This window comes from Methanomicrobium antiquum (assembly GCF_029633915.1).
GTDB lineage: Archaea > Halobacteriota > Methanomicrobia > Methanomicrobiales > Methanomicrobiaceae > Methanomicrobium > Methanomicrobium antiquum.
The window spans coordinates 842,672-863,661 of record NZ_CP091092.1 but is presented as its reverse complement, the minus strand read 5'-3'; the positions used below and the strand labels follow the sequence as shown (position 1 = coordinate 863,661).

Sequence of the window (20,990 nt, the reverse complement as noted above, 5' to 3'; positions counted from 1 at the left end):
AATTTAACCCTGTTGCACAATAAAAAAAAGATAATTTTTATCAAACCATCATTCTGGTTTAACTAAGCTGTTGTGGTAGTTTTTCCGGAATAAGCTCATCGAAGATGACATATGTTCCAATACTTCCGGCATAAACAACAGTAACTTTTACTCTGTCCCTTTTATCCTTGTTTCCCTTAAACTCAACATTGTTTCCGATTTTGCTAAAGTCTAACTTTTTGGATTCATGCCCGCCATTGGCGTTGTAGAAATCAACAGTAATGTCTGATACAAAATTCTGTCCAAGTCCGCCTCTGAATGTTGCAGTAACATCTCCATACACAATATCCTTATCCACCTGCACATCAACCTGGTTTCTGGAAGGTGCTTGCTGTGTTGGTCCCGGAACAAGTAAGGAGGCTTCGGTTGGCTGTTCTGTAAATGCTGTAGGTGCAGGAGTTGCTGTCGCACCAGGGGTCTGTTCTACTTTTGTACTGTCTGTATCAAGACATCCTGCAGTAAACAAAAGTGCTCCGGCCAGAATAACCAGTGATACCAAAAATAATTTTCTCATGGTAATCCTTATTATTTTACTTTATATTTGATTCTTTTGAATTACATAGAAAATTTATCCAATTCCATCCTGCAATAATTGCTTAGATAAATTCAGGTGAATGAAATAAAAACAAAAGCAAAAACATCTGAAATATTATTCAGATATAAAATATCATTCAGCTTTAATTACCGCCCGCTTCTGTTTTCATCCAGAATTTTAGTAGATTTTCTAATCTCACGTATTGTTGCGGACATCCCTTCAAGCTGAAATAAAGCACGTGAAAATGCACTTCCGGCAGAACTTTTTCTTGAGATAAATCTCTTTAGATACTGCCTGTACTGTAGTGTAATTATATCACGCAAAATATTGTCTCTTTCTCTCATTGATTCATTAACAGATTCCGGAATAACCGGAAAAGACTCAACAAGCGATCTTAAATTCATTTTGCATGGAACAAGAGAGTTAATAATAGCCTCTTTTGACTTAGGTGCAAGCAAAATATTTTTCTCCTGAATCTGATGAATTATCTCAACAAGCTCCCAGGTCTGAAAAGCAAGAATCTCTCCTAATTTTGATATTCTGTCAAGTCCTGCAAGATAGGCAACTTCGTTTGGCTCAAGATTTCTGTCAGAAAGCTCCAAAGATGCATCACTTATCTCATCATCAAGATAATTTGCATATTCTTTTAACTGATTAACTATTGAAGAATATTTTTTTGGATCTTCTAATAAAGGCTCAATTTCAAAAAGCAGTTTCTCAGACTGTTCAAAAAGATGAACTGTTTCAAGTTCAAGCGCCTTAAAGGAATCCTCTGTTTTTTCCGGAAGAGGTCTCTTAAGATACCGGGTCTGAAATACAATATCATCTTCTCTTCCCGGAACAAGCCTTATAACTAATTTTTCAAAAGGCTTTATTGCAAGTAAAAAGACAACACAGCAGATTAGATTAAAAATCAGATGTGCATTTGCAACCTGCTGTCCCGGATTCCCACCAAGAGACTCGATTATTGATGTAAATGGCCCCAAAAACGGGAGAAACATCAAAACTCCAAGGAAATTAAAGAGAAAATGAGCAATAGCCGCTCTTTTGGCAGATGTATTCATTTTATAAGCAACAAAAAGAGTTGTGGAAGGTGTTCCAAGATTTGCACCCATAAGAACAGGTATAGCCATTGATGGGGTGATCAGACCATTTTGGGCCATAACAACCACAAGACCTGTTGTTACAGAACTGGACTGAAATATTATTGTTATTATCATTCCAAACAAAATCTGGATGAATATATTATCCATTGCAGTTACAAATCCTGTCAGCTGTGGATCATTCTGGTAAGGAGTCATAACTCCGGAAATAAGAGACAGACTAAAGAATACAAGTCCAAAATAAAAAACAGGTCGTCCTATTACTTTGTATTTTCCGCCGGCAATACTGATTACAAAGCCTGCAAGGATAAAAAATGGTGCAAATGAAGTAAGATTCAGGGCTATTAATTGTGAAGTAAGGGTAGTTCCAAGATTTGCACCAAATATGATGCCTAAAGATGCAACAAATGAGATAATTCCTCTGTTTACAAGCCCGACTGTAATTACAGTAGTAGCCATACTTGACTGAATTACAGAAGTTACAAGTGTTCCAACAAGTGTTCCTCTAACAGGAGTGCTTGTAAGACGCTGGATAAAACCTCTAAAGTATTCTCCTGCATAAAGCTGAACCTCTTTTGAGAACTGTTCTATACCATAAAGAAAAAGAATTATTCCCGGTATTATTGTAAAAACAAGTTCCCATGAGATCATATTCATCCACCAAAAACAATTGAAACAAGATTATTTTGAATCCGGCCGCTATTTATAATTGTCTGGATATAACTGCACTCTTAGAAAAAGAAATTTTGCTTTATCACCTGAAATTGGTTTTTTATCTGAATCGGGTTCAAAAAAGATGTGTTTATTATTTAAATTTGGGTTTTGTTTTTAATGCTTCCAAAAGAAGCTTTATTCCGTTTTCAATGTCTTTCATATCGATTACTTCAACTGGGGAATGAATATAGCGTGACGCAATTGAAAACGGAATGCTTGGAATGCCGTCTCTTACCAGATGAATGATTGTTGCATCAGTATTTCCGCCTTCTCCTACTTCAAGCTGATATGGAATTTTATTTTTATCCCCTGTTTTTCTAAGCCAGTCTGAAACTTTCCAGTCAGCCATAAGGCCTCTTCCGGAAGCGCTGACCAAAACAAGAACAGGTCCTTTTCCCATCTCAACAGAAGACTCTTTTTTAGTAATTCCCGGATGATCACCCGGAATTGTTACATCCGTTGCAATGGCACAGTCAGGATTTAAGGAAAATGCGCTGACTTTCGCTCCTTTAAGCCCCAGTTCTTCCTGAACAGTGAAAACACCATATATTGTGTGAGGGGATTTTACATTCTTTAAAACTTCAATCAGGAGTGCAACTCCGACACGGTTGTCAAGAGCTTTACCTGTGACACGGCCATTTGCAAGATCTTTTAATTCACGATCGATAGTAACCGGTGTGCCTATCTCAATTCCAAGAGCAAGAGTTTCTTCCTCACTGCAGGTGCCAACATCAATAAACAAATCCTCAATTTTAAGCTCTTTTTTTCTGTCTTCAGGTGACATTACATGAGGAGGTTTTGCACCAATGACACCTGTAACAGGTCCTTTCTTTCCGTGAAGAATTACTCTTTGTGTATATGCGGTAGGAGTAAACCAGCCGCCGATTGGGACAAATTTGATGAAGCCATTTTCATCAATGTACTGAACCATAAAGCCGATTTCGTCCATGTGGGACGCTATCATAAACTTAAAATCCCCGCCCTTTTTTTCGGCGATTAAGTTGCCCATCTTGTCTTCATAGATATTATCAACGTGGTCTTTGAGCTCACTTCTGATTATATCTCTTATATTTCCCTCATAGCTGGAAAGACCATGTGCGTCAGATAGTTTCTTTAATAATTCTTTTACCATAATTCTCACTCATATTACGCTTTTCATTCTTTTTAATGCTTCACTGATGTTTTCACGCGATGCCGCATAGCTGAATCTTGCATAATCTTTGGCATTTTCACCAAATGCATCTCCTGGTATTGCCACAACGCCTGCATCTATTATCTTTTCAAACATCTGTTTATCCATTGGAACAAACATGTAAAATGCTCCGTCAGGCTTTGGGAAATCAAAGCCAAGATCTTTTAGTCCGTTATATAAAAGTTCACGTCTTTTTGCATACTCGGCTTTCATCTCATAAACGCATTCCATACTTCCGGTATATGCCGCAAGTGCGGCATACTGGGAGACTGATGAAGCACATGTCTGGCAGTACTGGTGCACTTTTAAGCACTGTTCTATATAGCTTTCAGGACCGGCAATAAACCCAAGTCTCCATCCTGTCATTGAAAATGTTTTGCTTGCGGCATTTATGGTCATTACATTTTCAGAATAATTTGCGGCTGAATAATGCTTTTTTTCATAAATGAAGTGCTCATAAACCTCATCAGAAATTACTGTAACACCTGCGTCTTCTGCATATTCTGAAACAGCTTTAATTGTCTCTTCACTCTCAACTGCACCGGTTGGATTTCCGGGAGTGTTTAAGACAATTACTTTGGCACTGTCAAGATCTTTTTTGCATTTTTCAACATCAATGTGAAGATTTTCATCAAGCGATATTCCTTTAGGCTTTCCTCCGGAGAGAACAGCACATTCTTTGTATGACACAAAACCAGGGTCCTGATAAAGGACTACATCCCCGTTGTCAACAAGTGACTGCATTGCAATAAATAATGCTTCTCCTGCGCCTGCTGTGACAATTATCTGTTCTTCTGTGTATAAAAGACCGTTTTCACGCTTGAATTTCTCTGACAGCGCATGTCTAAGCTCTGGAACACCTGAATTGAATGTATATCCGGTAAGATTATTTTCAATTGCTTTTATCCCGGCATTTTTAATGTGTTCAGGAGTTGGAAAATCCGGCTGTCCTATACCTAAATTTATTGAATCAGGCCTTGCTTTTTGAAAAAATTTTCTGATGCCGGACATCTCAACGGTTTGCGCCCGCTTTGAAAATACATTTTTTTCCATAATACCCTCGTTATTCGATGTTTGCATGCCTCCCTTTAAGGTCACACTCATCACACTCAATTATCTCCATGAGTGCTGAGATTATAGAATCGCTAAAGACCATTGAACCTGTTTCAAATAGTGTTCCTAGCGGTGCAAATGATTTGTGCTCACCCATCATCTGACGAATTTCATACTCTGCAGATTCATCTTCGACATCATCGCGGTGACTTTCAATAACAACCACTGAATCAGCAATTTTTCCAATCCTTGATTCTTTTTTTGATGATACCAGGCATATTCTTCCGCCAATAGATTTTGCAGTCTCACAAAGCTCGGCAATTGTCTTTGTCTCACCTGAACCGGAAAATGCAACAACAATATCGCCTTCTTTCATTGCAGGAGTTATTGTTTCTCCAATGACATATGATTTAAGGCCAAGATGCATCAGCCTCATTGCAAAAGCTTTGGCTACAAGCCCTGATCTTCCCGCACCCATTACATAGATTCTTTCTGCTCCGAGAATTTCATCTATGAAACGCTGTACCTGCTCATCAGAAAGAGAATCCGCCATTTCTTCAATTTTTGAAGCCATCAGACGAACCATATCCTGGACTGTTTTACACTCAGACATAAGTGAACTTATTATTATCTTTTTGAACTATTAGACTATCCCATTTGAGATATTGATACAATTTTGAGTTATGGTTTTGAGTTCTACTTTTAAGTAATATTTATAGAGAATAGCAGTTTTTTTTAATTTATTTCATCTTTTTTTATCTTTTATTTATTTTTATTCCGATTTTGGTTGGATTTTGTCAAGAAATTATTTTGCTTTTTTTATTTCCCTTATGCAGAGGTGCAAGATAAAATATGCATATAACCGTTTTTTGTCATAAATTCTATATACCTTAAAATCCTTTAGAAATATACTACAAAAATATGAGGTGAATACATTGGCATTAAATAAAAGATTGGAAAACGCATTAAATGATCAGATACGCTGGGAATTATATTCATCATATCTGTATCTCTCAATGGCAGCATGGTATGAATCAAAAGGACTAAAGGGTTTTGCAAACTGGGAATTTATTCAGGCACAGGAAGAAAAAGATCATGCCATGAAATTTTATCAGTACATAATTTCAAGAGGCGGACGAGTAAGGCTTCAGCCCATAGATGCACCTCCATTAGAGTGGGAATCTCCCCTTGATGCCTTCATAGTATCTCTGGAACATGAGCAAAAAGTTACATCATTAATTAACGATCTTGTAAATCTTGCAATAGAAGAGAAAGATCATGCAACAAACAATATGCTTCAGTGGTTTGTCGATGAACAGATAGAAGAAGAAGGAGATGCAGGAGATATTGTTGACAAGTTAAAAATGATTGACAAAGATAAGGGAGCAGGCATTTTGTATATGCTTGATAAGGAACTTGGAACAAGAGTTTATACTCCTCTTACTGCGACAACTCCTCCGGCATCACAATAACTTAATTTTCTAAATTTTTGATTTCTTAAATTTTAATTTTCTCTTTTACAAAAAAGATTCTATTAACAGGATTTTATGCAGTTGATCCTAAAAATGCATTATTAAAAAAACATCCTGACAGAATTAAAAGTTTCCAGACAAGTATTTTCAAATTGTCCAAATACTATATTGCTTCCTAAAACAGAAATTTATTAGTACCAAAATAAAAATTAGTATCAAAATAAAACCAGGAAAAAAATTGAATTAATTCCACAGATATCTTTGATATCCAAAGATTTTTAGAACATTACCTCTTTGTTTAAAAACGTTCATGAAATTATCATTTCATGCTAACTGTTTCATGTAAGTTACAAAGTAACTATTATAGAAAACAAAGGAACTCCCGGAGTGAAAAATGAATAAAATCTATATAATAGGTCATAAGAATCCGGACACCGACTCTGTATGCAGTGCCATTGGTTATGCTCATCTTTTGAACATTAAAGAGGAGAAAAATTATATTCCTGCATATTGTGGAGAGATAAATCCTGAAACGCAGTATGCAATGGAATATTTCAATGCAAAAATGCCGGAGTATATCGAAACAGTTGAGCCAAACATTTCAGATATGCCCTTTACATACACATTCAGTGCCGAAGAAAGTGTTCCAACCATCGATATAATTTCGATGATGGATGAATATAACGTCCGTAACGTACCGGTTACTGATAAAGATGGAAAACTGACCGGCCTTATGAGTGAACACGGACTTGCACAGGCATATGTCCGCAGGCAGAAGATAGAACAGCTTTTGCTGACAACAATAAAGCTTGACACATTAACACGTATTCTTAGTGCCAAAATTTTGGTTCCATCAAAAGATCTTCTTGAAGGTAAAGTATATATAGCAATTGATGCACTTCATGTCACTCTTTCAAAATTAACACATAATGATGTTGCAATTGTCGGAGATGATGAACCTGCCCAGCTTTCTTTGATTTCAGCAGGAATTGCGGCATTAATAATCGCAGACGGCGCACCGGTTGGAGAAAGAGTGATAAAAGCCGCACAAGAGAAGAAAATTGCTCTTATCTCTACCAATCTCGATGCATTTGGTGTAGGAAAAATGATCAATCTTTCTCTTCCTGCAAGCCAGGTTATGGCAAAAGATGTTCCTACAGTCACAAAAGAAGACACTATAGAATACGCAAAACAGCTTGTTTCAAGCTCAAGATATCGTACGGCCTGTGTTGTTGACAACAATCATAAATTCCTTGGAATGATTTCGAGAAACACATTCTTAGAAAATGTCCAGAAACAGGTTATTCTTGTCGATCACAATGAATATGCACAGGCAGTTGAAGGAATTGAATCAGCTGAGATTTTGGAGATTATTGATCATCACCGCCTTGGCGCAATAACCACACTAAAACCAATAAGTTTTTTGAATGAACCTGTAGGTTCAACTTCCACAATAATCGCAGGGAAATACCTTGAAGAAAATATAACCCCTGAGCCACCAATTGCAGGTATTTTACTTGCCGGAATTTTATCAGATACTCTTGTACTTCGTCTTTCAACAACAACAGAAAAAGATAAAAGAATTGTTAAATATCTCTCAGAAATTGCCGGTGTTGATTATAATGAATTTGGAACAGAATTAATCAAAAAAGGAATGGATACAGAAGGTCAGGACTTAAAAGAGCTTTTAATGAGGGATATCAAAGAATACAATCTCTTCAACAGAAAAGTTCTCATATCCCAGATTATGATACCCACTTTTGATTTTTCATCCGAAAATAAAGAAGAGATTATAAATTCTATAAAAGAATTGAAAAAACAGAATAGAGCAGACATATTCGCGGTTCTTTTAACAAGCGTTTTTGAAAATGGAAGTGAAATATATATTAACGCTGACGGATCAATTCTTAACCAGTGCGGTGCAGAAAAACAGCCTGTAAGAATGGAAGGAATGATGTCGAGGAAGAACGATTTTCTTCCATGGTTTGGTCAGATTCTAAAAAATAATTAATTATTCTTTCTTTTCTGCACAATCAAAAATACAGAAATTATTGCACAGATAATTGTTATAAAACTTAAATATGTCTGATTTTGTGAAGTTTTGGGAGTTAATACAACAGATATTGTCTTTTCCTGTTCATCTGAGATTATTACATTGCTCATGTAATCAATATAGCCATCCAGTTTTAGCATAAGGCAGTGATTTTCCAAGGTTACGTTTTCAATTCTTTGAGGTGCATTTCCAATAAATACATTGTCCAGATATAATAAGGCGCCAGCCGGAGTTGAATTAACAGTGAGTTTTCCGATATTTTGCGGCATTACAACACATGAGGGCAGAGGTTCGGGAGTAGAGGGTATATTTACAGGAAGTGCAAGAAAATAGATATTCCCGTCATTTGAGGCAACAGACATCCGCATTCCATCATCAGACAATGATAATCCTCTTACATTCCCAAATGTTGGATATTTTAAAATTTCAGTTTTGTTATTGCCATAAAGACGTGCATAATTATCGTTTGAGCCTATACATAGATAAGCACCATAATAAGAGGATGAAACACTATTTACAGACACCATAAGATTTGTTCCCCACAGTCTTTCTCCTGAATTATTAAGAACACATACTCTTCCATCTGCACACCCTGCAATAACTGTATTTCCGTCAGGTGAAATATCAATATCAAATACCTGATCATCAGTTTTGTATGTCCAAAGTCTTTCTCCGTCAAGATTGTAGAGATAAATGGTAAAAAGCTTTTTTCCGGCGGCAATATATTTCCCGTCAGAGTTTATTGAAACACAGTAGATATCTCCTCCAAGTTTTTGCTTCCAGACAAGATCTCCCTCATTTTTGAAAAGGTAAAGATATCCGTCATTTGACCCTGCGGCAATATAAAGGCCTCCTGATGAGATTGCCGCATCATATACAACCTGACCCATAGATTTCTGCCAGATTATCTCTCCACCTGAGTCAAAAAGATACAATGTTCCTTTTTTTGTTCCCACAACTGAATATTTGCCTGAATCGGATATTGAAAGGCCGCTTACAGGTCCATCAAGGTTTTTTTCCCATAAAAGATTTCCTTTCGAATCAAGGAGATACAAGACAGCATTTGTCCCTCCTGCCAGAACATAATTCCCATCAGGAGATATTTTTGTGTCTGCAAAATTTGTCACTTTTGTGAACTTCCAGAGAAGTGTTGCGTCATCTCCGGCAAGAACTCCTGATGGAATTAAAAGAGTAAAAAAAACAAGAATTCCGATCAGTAGAATTTTTTTATTATTAGTACCTGGTATCATAGAACACTCCTTTCAGATTAGTATATACATTACCGGTTATGATAAATGAATTTGCATGATAATCATATTCTGATTTGCATAAAAATATGATTTGCATAAAAATGTTCATGAAATTATACTTCATGCAACACTTTCTTGTAAATTACGAAGTAATTTTCATAGAAATCTGAGTTTTATAACAATATGTGTTTTATAAAAAATTGCCTGAAATTTAACTTTTTCATAAATATTTTGAAAAAAGAAAAATCTTTCCTGCCGGTTGATTAAAAATTAAAAAATCATTAATTTGTTATATTTTTCATATTTTTAAAATTGACTGGTGATAATGGCTTAAAGGCTCAAGAGTAATATCCTTGTTTTTCATAGCCTCAATTGCCATTGCCGCAGCTCTTGCTGCCTGCATTGTTGTGATATAAGGAATTCCGTAATCAAGTGCGGCCCGCATTATCTGGAGATGATCCTGTCTTGAATACTTTCCGGAAGGGGTGTTTATGATAAGACTTGCTTCTCCTCTTCTCATCATATCAATAACATTTGGAGAACCTTCCTGAACTTTTCTTACAAGTTTTGCCTCAATGCCGTGTTCTTCAAGATATTCAACTGTGCCACTTGTGCCAAGGAGTGACAATCCGAGTTCACATAATTTTTTTGCTACCGGAACAATTTCAGATTTGTTTTCATCTCCGATTGAGATAAAAACAGTTCCTTCCAGTGGAAGCTGGTTATCTGCTGAAGTGCTGGCCTTAAAGTATGCTCTTCCAAAGTCATAGTCTATACCCATAACTTCACCAGTACTTTTCATCTCAGGCCCAAGGACTGTATCCACACCCGGAAGTTTGTTGAAGGGGAGCAGTACCTCTTTTACAGCAACATGCTTTAAAGGACGCTCTTTGTAGTCCATATCCTTAAGCAAATTTCCACACATTACACGTGCGGCTATCTTTGCAAGGGGAATTCCTGTTGCCTTGGATACAAAGGGAACAGTCCTGCTTGCACGCGGATTTGCTTCGATGATATACAAAATCCCGTCTTTTACTGCATACTGAATGTTAATAAGACCAATGACTCCAAGTCCAAGTGCAATCTTTTTAGTGTAATCTCTGACTGTATCAAGTATTTCATCTGAAAGGGATTGTGTTGGAATTACACAGGCAGAATCTCCGCTGTGAACACCTGCTTCTTCAATGTGCTCCATAATTCCGCCAATAAGAACATCTTCTCCATCACATACCGCATCCACATCAAGTTCGACAGCGTTTTGCAGGAATCTGTCAAGAAGAACAGGATGCTTTTTACTTACCCTGACTGCCTCTTTTATGTAATTTCTAAGTTCAATGTCGTCATGAACAAGCTCCATTGCCCTTCCGCCAAGAACATAAGACGGACGAACCAAAAGAGGGTAGCCTATTTTTTTGGCAATCCTGAATGCTTCTGCTTCAGAGTATGCCGAGCCGTTTGCAGGTGAAGGAATATTTAATTTTTCAAGAAGCTGGCTGAATTTATCTCTGTCTTCTGCTATATCCATTGAAGATGGAGTTGTTCCAAGTATTTTTGTCTGAAGTCCAAGCTCCTTTATTTTTTTCTCAATCGGAACTGCAAGATTCACAGAATTCTGGCCACCAAACTGAACCATAATTCCTTCATAATCGTCCTTTTTAAGAATATTTATTATATCCTCAAGTTTCATAGGTTCAAAAAACAACCGATCAGAAGTATCAAAATCAGTTGATACAGTCTCAGGATTGTTGTTTACTATATGAACCTCAATTCCCTGTTCACGAAGAGCCATAACAGCATGGACAGTACAGTAATCAAATTCAATGCCCTGACCAATCCTAATGGGTCCGGAACCAATTATTAAGACTTTTTTCTTCCCGTCTTTTTCTATCTCACAGTGTGAATCTGATGACGAGTAAAAATATGGAGTTTTTGCAGGAAATTCAGCCGCACAGGTGTCAACAAGCTTGTATGACGGCGGACCATTTAGTTTTTCTATTGATTTCTCATCAATACCTGACAATTCGGCAATTTCAACAGATGTTAACCCATAGTGGTGTGCAAGTCTTAAATCCTCTTCTGAAGGTTTGTTTTTCAGCTTTTTCTCCAGTTCCACAATATTTGCTATTTTTTGAATGAAAAATGAATCAATATCTGTCAGAGCTGAAACCTCTTCAACTGTAAAATCCTGCCTGAATGCATCAAAAAGGCAGTCAAATCTTTCATCAGTCGGGTTTTGAAGAATCATTGAAATTTCTTTTCTGGTTGTATGAACATTAACATCAGTATCCAAAGACCTGAGTGCCTTCATGAATGCTTCTTCCAGAGTCCTTCCAATAGCCATTACTTCCCCGGTGCTCTTCATGGCTGTCGTTAATGTTCTGTCAGCATTCTTGAATTTATCAAAAGGCCAGCGTGGAATTTTAACAACAACATAATCAATTGCAGGTTCAAATGATGCAGGAGTGCATCCGGTAACAGTATTTGTTATCTCATCAAGATTGAGTCCGATAGCAATCTTTGCCGCAACACGTGCAATCGGATAACCTGTTGCTTTTGATGCAAGAGCTGACGAGCGCGATACACGCGGATTTACTTCAATTATTCTGTAATCTCCGTCTTTGAATGCCATCTGTATGTTGCATCCGCCCTGAACTCCAAGAGCACGTATTATTTTAATAGCTGATGTCCGAAGCATCTGGAATTCGTCATCGCGAAGAGTAAGAATCGGTGCGACAACAACACTCTCTCCGGTGTGAATGCCCATTGGATCAACGTTTTCCATTCCACATATTATGATGCATGTATCAGCAGAATCACGCATCACCTCAAACTCTATCTCTTTCCAGCCGATTACACTCTCTTCAATTAAAACCTGGTGAATTCGTGAGCGTTGCAGCCCCATCTCAACAATTCTTTTAAGCTCTTCAGGATTGTGTGCAACACCGCCTCCGGCGCCTCCGAGAGTATATGCCGGACGGATGATTGCCGGAAGTCCGACTTTGTCGTAAACCTCATCAATCTGGTTCATTGACTGAAGGATCATGCTTCTTGGGACAGGTTCTCCTATTTCATTCATGAGATCCTTGAATTTTTCCCTGTCTTCACCTTTGTATATTGCATCAAGAGGAGTGCCAAGAATCTCAACATCCTCAAGAACCCCCATTTCAGCAAGTTCTGCTGTCATATTAAGACCGGTTTGCCCGCCCATGCCGCTTAATATGCCATCAGGTTTTTCTTTTTCAATGATTTGGGCAATGATTGGTGCTTTTAGAGGTTCAATGTAAATAATATCGGCAGTGTCAGGATCTGTCTGAATGGTTGCAGGATTGGAGTTTACCAATACAACCTCTATTCCTTCCTCACGAAGTGATTTGCAGGCCTGTGTCCCTGAAAAATCAAACTCAGCGGCCTGTCCTATCTGAATAGGTCCCGAACCAATAATTATTACCTTTTTTATATCCTTTCTAAGCGGCATTTAGGGAATCCTCCTGTACATTGTATCAAATATAGGTATTTCGGTGTCAAGCGGCCCTCCATGTGCTTCAGGATGGAACTGAACACACGATATATTCAAATCCTTCGATTCAAATCCTTCAAGTGAACCGTCATTTACGTTTGTAAAGGATATACTGCAGTCTTCAGGCAAAGTATTTCCATCAACAGCAAAGCCGTGATTTTGAGTTGTTATGTATATAGAGCCATCTGAATGACGGACAGGCTGGTTTGATCCTCTGTGTCCGAACTTCATTTTGTAGGTTTCTGCACCAAATGCTCTTCCGATAATCTGGTTTCCCATACAAATTCCAAAAACAGGAATTTGTCCAATGAAATGTTTTGTACACTCAATTGCATCTGTTGCCAGGGCAGGATCACCCGGACCATTTGTAATAAAAACAGCCTCCGGCTCACATGCTTCAATATCTGATGGTTTTGAATTATATGGATATACAAAGAGATCTGCACCACGTTTTCTTAGAGAAACTGCAATGTTTTTCTTGATTCCAAGATCAATGACAGCAATTCGTTTTCCTTTTCCAGGTATTCTAAAGGGCTCTTTGCATGAAACCTGACTTAAAAGATCAATTTCAGATATTGGTTTTATTGCTTTTGCACATTCAACAGCATATTCGCCGTTATCATCGCCTGTAATCAATGCGGCCCGCAGTGTTCCTGCAATTCTTGTATCAATTGTCAGTTTTCGGGTGTCAACACCTGAGATACCTGATAAATTGTTTTCTTCAAAAAAAGATTGCAAAGATTTTCCAAAAGAGGGTTTTTTACAGACTTCACGGACAACACAGCCCATGGCATTCATCTTAGGACTTTGGAAATTTTGTGTGTCAACACCGTAATTTCCGATAAGAGGATAAGTAAACATCAAAATCTGACCCGCATAACTTGGATCAGTGAGTGCTTCCATATAGCCGCCCATCTGGGTTGTAAACACAAGTTCTCCATAACAGGAGTTTTCTACACCAAATCCTTCTCCGATTACATATTCACCGTTTTCTAGACCCAGAACTGCTTTCATTAAAATAACCATTATTATTAAGAAGTAATCACTATTAATGCCTCTCTCTGTTTCCAAACATTTATTAAAAGTTTGCCGGAAGATACTATCCATTCAAAATGTAATCTAAGCAGATAATATTTCCAAACCCTGTAAAAGAGATAACAAAAAAGGGCAAAAAAGCATTTTCTTATAACTTATTTTTTATGCGAAGCGGATGGCTTCACAAGCAGAATATAAGATATTAACGAATAGCACAAGATAAAGAGTGACAAAAGAACTTATCTATTGGTTGTGTTAACTTGAGGAGGAGTTGTATTGACTTAATGCCGGTTGTATTGTCATAAAAGTTGGTTGATAATTTATTTTTTTACTCATTTTTAGTTCTTTTTGACAATCTGCTCATAAGCTCTTTTTTTTCTTTAGCCTTTTTTAACTCACTCCATATAAGATAAAAATTGATGCCTATAACCAGAAGAATAAGTGTCATTCCAATACCCAGGAGCATTCCCTGCGTTGTAAAGAATAATGCAAGAAGTAAGACAACAAAAGATATGAGATAAAAAATTACCCACGTTTGTGTTTCCTGAGGATCCATACTACAAAATATCTTAAGGCTACACCTATAAGAATTTTTTTTCCATACAAAAAAAAATAAAAAATAAAATTTCATAAAATTTGGTTTTATGAAAAAAAAGCTCTTTCAATGTTTTGAGATAACAACCTTTATCAAAAAGAAAACGTATTTCCTCTCTTTTTTATTATTAATCTGTCCTGAAGAGAATATTTTATCTTTCTTTACCACAGATAATCATTGTGGATAAACTAGACTGGATTACATTTCTTGCGGCTATAACAATAGTAGTAATTATTGCAATAGTAGTTAATATTCCAAAAATGAATCTTACCGGAGGCGGGGCAATACCTGTCGGAAGTGAAATATCTGCCGGAAGGGACAGCTGTAGTGACGGTTCATGCTGTATGCCAAAAACCCATTATTCATATAATGTAGAGCCAGTGACCGGACAAATTGAGATACATTACAATAATAATCTTGAAAAAATATATTCTGCGGGTGCCAGCGGATATCCAAGAATCAATTTCCCGGGCAGTATGAAAACTCCTACAGGAGATGTTGTTCCTGCTGACAAAAATGTTTACTATGGAGGAGTTAGCAGTATCCATTCATCCGACATTTTTTCAGATACAATATGGGAACCGGAAAAAACCACATCTTTTGCATATATGAATGGGAGCAAATCAGGCTTTTCAGAAATATTTGGAGTTACCTATCCTTTGTGGAGAATTAAATCATTAATGACTCCAAAAGGAAACCCTGCCTATTCATCATTTACCTGGATACTTGTGGACTCATCAACCGGAGATGTCATAACAGGGGGGGATTTGCTTCCGGGAAATCAGGTTACAAAAAAGATAGAAATTCCCAATAAAAAATATTATTTCTTATTAAAAGCTGAAAATGTAGAATCATTCAGTCTGGTGTTTGAGACACCGGACATAAACTATTATCAGGCACACATAAATCCAATTGTTCAAAACCTGCAAAATTTCCTAAATACCATGTAATTTTTACTAAACAACATATAATTTCAGAGAAATCTAAAAATAGATTGATCCTCTTATTAGATAAATTAAAAATTTGATTATTCCTGCATTTTAATTAAGATTCTTTTTTGACAAATCCTGTGTTTTTGATCAATTAAAGTATGATAATATCTTTTTCATATCCACATTTTTTTCAAAATGCTCACTTAGAGTATCATAAGAATATTCTGATTCATCTTTTATTATTCCTGTAAATTCACACCCTTTTTGTGAATAAAGATACTTCAAAAGCGCCTCTGAAAAATCGTGATTTTTAAAGAGGCCATGCATATATGTGCCTATTACAAGGCCGTCTTCTGATACTGCACCTTCTCCTGCAAATGCCTCTTTTGTATTATTGAGTTTTGTATAACCCATATGAATCTCATAACCTTCTGCTTCTCCTGCTGAGGACAGTATAGGACCTATTTTATTGGCAGTTCTTTTAACCTGAACAGTTGTTTTATCATAACTTTCAAAAGTTGTCGTTGTATCCAAAAGCCCAAGACCCTCAATAGTCTTTTCATTTTCTGATTCATAACCCAGGTCAATTATTGTTTTCCCAAGCATCTGGTAACCGCCACAGATACCAATGATTGGTATTTTTTTTAGGCGCACTTCTTTGATTTTTTCATCAAATCCATTATTTTTTAGTTCTATTAAATCATCAACTGTATTTTTTGTTCCTGGAATTATTATGCAGTCATAACCTAAGAGCAGGTCTTTTGAATCCAGATATTCAACTGATGCATAATTTTCAAGTATTTCAAAATCGGTAAAGTTAGAGATTCTTGGAAGCTTTATTACGGCAATTTTTACCGGAAAACCAACAGGCTTTTTATCGTTTAGCGAGAGTGAATCTTCGCTTGGAATTGATATCTTTGTATATGGTAAAACACCAACCACAGGAAGATTTGTTTTTTCTTCAATTATTTTGATACCTTCACTAAAAAGCTGTGAATCTCCTCTGAATTTATTAATGATAAATCCACAGACGTTTTTCTTAACATCATCAGGAAGAAGTTCGTAAGTTCCTATAATCTGGGCAAAAATACCTCCGCGTTCAATATCACCAACAATTATTATTGGAAGACCCAGTTTTCTTGCCAGCAGAATATTGGCAATATCGCGTTCATATAGATTCATCTCTGCGGCGCCACCCGCTCCTTCAACAACTATATTATTGTATTCTGACTGAAGTTTTTTAAAAGACTCACCGGCAACATTTAGGAGATAATCTGTCTCCTTATAATAATCTCCAATTTTTAAATCCTTGTAAGGCTTTCCAAGGAGAACCACCTGTGAGGTTTTGTCTCCTTTTGGTTTAAGCAGAACAGGATTCATCTCAGCTTTAGGTTCAACACCGGCCGCAAAAGCCTGTATTGCCTGTGCAATACCAATTTCCTTCCCGTCTTTTGTCACATATGAATTAAGACTCATATTTTGTGATTTAAATGGAGCGACACTGACATTTCGTTTTGAAAGACTTCGGCAAAGTGCGGCAACAATTGTGCTTTTTCCAACATGAGATGCTGTTCCAAGAATTATTAGTGACATATTTGTAATATAAATTTTAACTATAACTAAATAAATTGATTATTTATGATCCATTAAAATTTCAAAACAATTTTTAATAATAATTCTGAAAAATAATTCTAAATTTTGATAAATAAAAATTATGTGAAAAGAGGACTGATTTCGTTTTTTATTCATTTTTGATAATTTATTTCCGGTTAATAATCAAAAATGCGGGAATACCCGCCCTGTTATAAGATTTTATTATTAATTATTGCGCGTTGACAGGAAATAACATGAAAGATTTGTTTTTTTTCTGTTTTTTGTTATGTTATCATTACATCTGTTCAATTGATAATACCATCTTGTATGCTAACAAATATATAACCAGACTTTAAAGGTACATGGTAATGACTGGTGGTATTTGTCCAAAGTGCGGACTGCCAAAAGAATTGTGTATTTGCGAAGAAGTAGCAAAAGAACAACAACAGATTAGCGTTAAGATCAATAGAAGACGTTATGGCAAAGAAGTTACCATAATAGACGGCCTTGATCCCTATGATATAGACCTTGAAGAACTTCAGAAATTCCTGAAAGGAAAACTGGCGTGCGGAGGTACTATTAAAGGGAATTCAATAGAATTACAAGGCAATCATCGTGAGAGAGTAAAAAAACTCCTCACTGATAAGGGATATAAGCTTGACAACATAAACTAAAATCCTGATTTTGGAATATCAGAGATATTCTAAACATTTTTTTATCCAAACGAATTAATAAATTGACAGTAGCTTTAGCTTTGCATAATAACAATAATGATCTTTAATAATGATCTTTAAATTCTTTAGATTTCTTCTATTTTAGATTTCTTCTATTTTAGATTCCTTATACTAATGAAGATAAAATCTCATCATTGCTAATCGGCAATATTGCTCATGCAATCATATTGCATATGTAATAACACCTGCCAGATTTTGACGCAAAAAAATTGGTTGATTCCCTGGGTTTATTTCAGGTTTTATGTGCGTGAAATTAGACGTATAAAAAATTATTGAAATATGTTGAAAATCTGATCGTCACCGGTGTCGTGAAGGCGTTTTCTTTCTGCAGGTTCTTCAACAAGAGAAAGCAGTGGAAGATCCAGATTTACACCAGGCTCATATCCAAACATGTCCTGCATTTCCATCTGAAGAGCGTGCATATATAATGCATTTGGAATATCCATTGCACAAAGCTCCTGACATTGTCCACAGTTCACACAGGAGTCTGCAATATGTGAATAACGGATTAAGTGGAACATAAAAGGCGGATTTACAACGCCAGATTCTACCAGGTACGGCTTTTTTGTAGAGCACTCAACACAATAGCATATAGGGCAGTTTTCAATACACTGATAGCATTTTATACAGCGCGAGGTCTGTTCAATAATATAATTAAGACGCTCTTTGCCCTCACCAAGTTTATCAAACTGTTCATTCCGGCATTTATCACCGAGCTTGAACATTGCATTCTCAACTTTGCTACGGATTCCAAGAGCAGGACCTGCAGGCACTGTGGTCTCAATTGCCTTTCCTGATGCTTTTGTTACAAGATCCGCACCCTTACCGGAGCATACTTCAACGAAGGTTGCCTTTCCGGCTTTATCGCCTATAACGCCCCAGTTTCCACATGCAAGATCACACTGGCGGGGAATTTTTGTTTTACAACGCTGACAGTTTGCACGGCGGCCATAGCCTTCCTCTTCAAGTTCATCAATCTTGATGCCTTTATGTTCACCATCTTTGGTAATTACAATAAACTGACCCTTGTCAATCTCTTCTTTTACAATATCGTCTGGGTTTAATCCAAATTTCTCCTGAATCATCACCCGGGCCTGCATAGGGCTTACTGAACCACCACAGTTAAGGCCGATTGTAATAAGATTGTCAAGGTTTACCTGCTGTCTTTTTGCAAGTTCATAAAGAGCCTTTGCATCACAACCTTTCATTGTAACGGCGATTTTCATATCCTTTGCGCCGTTTAAATATTTCTTTATGATTTTAGGCATCAGAAGTGTACCGCAGTGAAGTGAACCTGCACATTCGGAAACTCCTTCGGGCTTGGTGATTAAAACAGGCTGTGCATCGTAGAGATCAACACCTTTTTTGACAGCCAGCACTGCATCAACCTCTCCACTTTCAAGAGCAAATTTCAAAAGGGCTGTAACTGCTCCGCCGCATTCTCCTCTGCTGACTGCTTCTTCATCTTTTGCCCATGCCCATAGCATATCTCCTTTATTTGCCATTTTCAGGCCTCCAATCTCTCAACCTTTGCAGGAATTGCTTTTTCACCGTCTGTTAACATGCAGATGCACTTATTGCCAACACTCATTGAAGGAACAAGAATTACACCTTTCTCCATATCTTTTGTAATTTTTACAGGCATTTCAAGTGATCCTTTATCTGTTGTAATTTTAACCAGATGTCCGGGAAGAATACCTATGTCTACTGCATCTTCATTGTTAATCTTTGCAAAGATTTCAGGAACCTCGTGAATTAAAGATTTGCAGTTTGCAGAAAGTGTTCCGGAACCGCCAAAACCATGCCAGATTGTTGATGCTGAAATAAGAGCAAACGGATAATCATCAGATACTGTTACTTTTGAGACTTCTGCACATTCTGAAACTTTAGCTTTTGATTCAGGAAGAACAAATCCGTCCTTTGAGATTATTTCATAGGACAGATCTGAATAAACTGATTTGAATACTGCTTCTGCAGAGTCAAATCCAAAATTAACCCCTAGTTTTTCTGCAACATCCGATGCAATCTGCCAGTGTGCCTTTACTCCTTCTGCAGGCTCCTGTGCTTTCCTGACCAGCTGTATGCGGCGTTCTGCATTTGTAACTGTTCCGTCAACCTCAGCATATACCGCGGATGGAAGAACCACATCTGCTGATTTTGCTGTTGATGTCAGAAAAGAATCCTGAACCACTATGAACTCTGCATCAAGAGGACCTAAATCTTCACCTGCAATATAATATGCCTTTGAGCTTTCGGACATAACTTCTCCAAAGGAAGCATCTGCGCCAAGCAAAATTGCTCCACGTCCGTTGGACTGTGCAGGAATTGCAATAAACGCTGCTTTTTTGGATTCTGAAACATCAAGTGCCGCTTTTGCAATAGCTGTTTCTGCATTTGTCACTCCGATGCCGAAGATAACCACTGCATTTTTGCCTTCAATAAGCTCTCCTGCCTTTGATATTGCTTCTGCTTCAGCACCAGGCGCTGCTTTTACAAACTCTGAAGCAATCTTTGCCATAGGGCTTGAATAATTGTCAACGACAATTATCTTTGCACCATTATCTTTAGCGTTTGCAACACGCCTTGCGACAAGAGGATGAGATTCCAAAAGATTTCCAACTACCAAAATACAGTCTGCTTTTGCAATCTCTGCGATTGTTCCTGCAGATGCATCAATGCCAATTGCGGCAGGGCTTGTAAATTTTTCAGTCTTCATTACATTTTTTGCAAGTTTTTCAAGTGCAATTATATCCTCATTTGTTGCGTTTGCTGAAACAATTACTGCAAAATCATTTTCTTTATATGAACCAAGTTTCTCTGCAATAAAACCAAGTGCTTCATCCAGAGATACCTCTACAAGTTCATCACCCTTCTTAATCATAGGTTTTGTAAGCCTTGAAGGGCTGTTTACAAGTTCATACGCATAATGGCCTTTTTGACAGGTTTTTCCATCACACACTGGTGAACGTTGAAAAGGTGCTGTGCCACTAACCATGCCGTCTTTTACAACAAGGTTAAAAGAGCAACCTGTTCCACAGAATGGACATACTGTCGGTACATATTTTAGTTCCATAACTATTCCTCTAACAAAAAAATGTTTGATACTTGAATTATTTAATAACAATGTTTGGGATTCCAAAACATGCACAATATCGGTGGAAATTGATATATAT

The 20,990-nt window shown here is 37.0% G+C and carries 16 protein-coding genes; 4 read left to right on the top strand and 12 right to left on the bottom strand.

What is annotated here, in order from left to right:
• Nucleotides 1-58 precede the first annotated feature (58 nt).
• From L1994_RS04250 to hxlB, 5 genes are all read right to left on the bottom strand, one after another.
• Nucleotides 59-553: a hypothetical protein gene (locus L1994_RS04250; RefSeq protein WP_278100445.1), complete on the bottom strand. Its 495-nt coding sequence runs from the start codon at nt 551-553 to the stop codon at nt 59-61.
• A gap of 167 nt (nt 554-720) precedes the next feature.
• Nucleotides 721-2,328, bottom strand: a complete 1,608-nt coding sequence (locus tag L1994_RS04245; protein ID WP_278100444.1) for a Na/Pi cotransporter family protein — start codon at nt 2,326-2,328, stop codon at nt 721-723.
• Nucleotides 2,329-2,482: 154 nt separating this feature from the next.
• A complete protein-coding gene (locus L1994_RS04240; RefSeq protein ID WP_278100443.1) occupies nt 2,483-3,523 on the bottom strand; it encodes a M42 family metallopeptidase in 1,041 nt (346 codons plus the stop codon).
• A 9-nt stretch (nt 3,524-3,532) separates the two neighbouring features.
• The gene (locus tag L1994_RS04235) at nt 3,533-4,663 is read right to left on the bottom strand and encodes a pyridoxal phosphate-dependent aminotransferase (RefSeq protein ID WP_422656653.1); all 1,131 of its coding nucleotides are present in this window, start codon (nt 4,661-4,663) and stop codon (nt 3,533-3,535) included.
• Nucleotides 4,647-5,249 carry a 6-phospho-3-hexuloisomerase gene (gene hxlB / locus L1994_RS04230; RefSeq protein ID WP_278100442.1) on the bottom strand — a complete coding sequence of 201 codons (603 nt, stop codon included), beginning with the start codon at nt 5,247-5,249 and terminating at the stop codon, nt 4,647-4,649. Before hxlB ends, L1994_RS04235 begins: the two co-directional genes overlap by 17 nt.
• A gap of 322 nt (nt 5,250-5,571) precedes the next feature.
• Between hxlB and L1994_RS04225 the strand changes: the two genes are divergently transcribed.
• Together L1994_RS04225 and L1994_RS04220 are read left to right on the top strand one after the other, a co-directional pair.
• Nucleotides 5,572-6,108, top strand: coding sequence for a ferritin (locus L1994_RS04225; protein WP_278100441.1), 537 nt, complete (start codon nt 5,572-5,574; stop codon nt 6,106-6,108).
• A 394-nt stretch (nt 6,109-6,502) separates the two neighbouring features.
• Nucleotides 6,503-8,119, top strand: a complete 1,617-nt coding sequence (locus L1994_RS04220; RefSeq protein WP_278100440.1) for a putative manganese-dependent inorganic diphosphatase — start codon at nt 6,503-6,505, stop codon at nt 8,117-8,119.
• Here L1994_RS04220 and L1994_RS04215 read toward each other — a convergent pair.
• The 4 genes from L1994_RS04215 to L1994_RS04200 form a co-directional block, all read right to left on the bottom strand.
• Nucleotides 8,116-9,411, bottom strand: a complete 1,296-nt coding sequence (locus tag L1994_RS04215) for an outer membrane protein assembly factor BamB family protein (protein ID WP_278100439.1) — start codon at nt 9,409-9,411, stop codon at nt 8,116-8,118. The genes L1994_RS04220 and L1994_RS04215 overlap by 4 nt on opposite strands.
• A 298-nt stretch (nt 9,412-9,709) precedes the next feature.
• A complete protein-coding gene (carB, locus tag L1994_RS04210) occupies nt 9,710-12,886 on the bottom strand; it encodes a carbamoyl-phosphate synthase large subunit (RefSeq protein ID WP_278100438.1) in 3,177 nt (1,058 codons plus the stop codon).
• Nucleotides 12,887-13,942 carry a glutamine-hydrolyzing carbamoyl-phosphate synthase small subunit gene (carA, locus tag L1994_RS04205; protein WP_278100437.1) on the bottom strand — a complete coding sequence of 352 codons (1,056 nt, stop codon included), beginning with the start codon at nt 13,940-13,942 and terminating at the stop codon, nt 12,887-12,889.
• Nucleotides 13,943-14,291: 349 nt separating this feature from the next.
• Nucleotides 14,292-14,519, bottom strand: coding sequence for a hypothetical protein (locus L1994_RS04200; RefSeq protein WP_278100436.1), 228 nt, complete (start codon nt 14,517-14,519; stop codon nt 14,292-14,294).
• Between the two features lie 218 nt (nt 14,520-14,737).
• On the opposite strand from L1994_RS04200, the gene L1994_RS04195 reads away from it, so the two are divergent.
• On the top strand, nt 14,738-15,508 hold the full coding sequence (locus L1994_RS04195) for a hypothetical protein (protein ID WP_278100435.1): 771 nt from the start codon (nt 14,738-14,740) through the stop codon (nt 15,506-15,508).
• Between the two features lie 129 nt (nt 15,509-15,637).
• On the opposite strand, the gene L1994_RS04190 is transcribed toward L1994_RS04195, so the two are convergent.
• Entirely contained in the window at nt 15,638-17,083 is a 1,446-nt protein-coding gene (locus L1994_RS04190) for a cobyric acid synthase (RefSeq protein WP_278100434.1), read from the bottom strand.
• Nucleotides 17,084-17,451: 368 nt separating this feature from the next.
• On the opposite strand from L1994_RS04190, the gene yciH reads away from it, so the two are divergent.
• Nucleotides 17,452-17,757, top strand: a complete 306-nt coding sequence (yciH, locus tag L1994_RS04185) for a stress response translation initiation inhibitor YciH (RefSeq protein ID WP_278100433.1) — start codon at nt 17,452-17,454, stop codon at nt 17,755-17,757.
• A gap of 329 nt (nt 17,758-18,086) precedes the next feature.
• Here the strand turns inward: yciH and L1994_RS04180 are convergent, their stop codons facing one another.
• Both L1994_RS04180 and L1994_RS04175 read right to left on the bottom strand, forming a co-directional pair.
• Nucleotides 18,087-19,322 (bottom strand): Coenzyme F420 hydrogenase/dehydrogenase, beta subunit C-terminal domain, encoded by a 1,236-nt coding sequence (locus tag L1994_RS04180; protein WP_278100432.1) that lies wholly within the window; start codon nt 19,320-19,322, stop codon nt 18,087-18,089.
• Between the two features lie 2 nt (nt 19,323-19,324).
• A complete protein-coding gene (locus L1994_RS04175) occupies nt 19,325-20,890 on the bottom strand; it encodes a molybdopterin oxidoreductase family protein (RefSeq protein WP_278100431.1) in 1,566 nt (521 codons plus the stop codon).
• Nucleotides 20,891-20,990: the final 100 nt, after the last annotated feature.

Coding starts and splice junctions, on each gene's coding strand:
- L1994_RS04250 (WP_278100445.1), bottom strand. CDS start 553: ATGAGAAAATTATTTTTGGTATCACTGGTTATTCTGGCCGGAGCACTT.
- L1994_RS04245 (WP_278100444.1), bottom strand. CDS start 2,328: ATGATCTCATGGGAACTTGTTTTTACAATAATACCGGGAATAATTCTT.
- L1994_RS04240 (WP_278100443.1), bottom strand. CDS start 3,523: ATGGTAAAAGAATTATTAAAGAAACTATCTGACGCACATGGTCTTTCC.
- L1994_RS04235 (WP_422656653.1), bottom strand. CDS start 4,663: ATGCAAACATCGAATAACGAGGGTATTATGGAAAAAAATGTATTTTCA.
- hxlB (WP_278100442.1), bottom strand. CDS start 5,249: ATGTCTGAGTGTAAAACAGTCCAGGATATGGTTCGTCTGATGGCTTCA.
- L1994_RS04220 (WP_278100440.1), top strand. CDS start 6,503: ATGAATAAAATCTATATAATAGGTCATAAGAATCCGGACACCGACTCT.
- L1994_RS04215 (WP_278100439.1), bottom strand. CDS start 9,411: ATGATACCAGGTACTAATAATAAAAAAATTCTACTGATCGGAATTCTT.
- carB (WP_278100438.1), bottom strand. CDS start 12,886: ATGCCGCTTAGAAAGGATATAAAAAAGGTAATAATTATTGGTTCGGGA.
- carA (WP_278100437.1), bottom strand. CDS start 13,942: ATGAAAGCAGTTCTGGGTCTAGAAAACGGTGAATATGTAATCGGAGAA.
- L1994_RS04200 (WP_278100436.1), bottom strand. CDS start 14,519: ATGGATCCTCAGGAAACACAAACGTGGGTAATTTTTTATCTCATATCT.
- L1994_RS04190 (WP_278100434.1), bottom strand. CDS start 17,083: ATGTCACTAATAATTCTTGGAACAGCATCTCATGTTGGAAAAAGCACA.
- yciH (WP_278100433.1), top strand. CDS start 17,452: ATGACTGGTGGTATTTGTCCAAAGTGCGGACTGCCAAAAGAATTGTGT.
- L1994_RS04180 (WP_278100432.1), bottom strand. CDS start 19,322: ATGGCAAATAAAGGAGATATGCTATGGGCATGGGCAAAAGATGAAGAA.
- L1994_RS04175 (WP_278100431.1), bottom strand. CDS start 20,890: ATGGAACTAAAATATGTACCGACAGTATGTCCATTCTGTGGAACAGGT.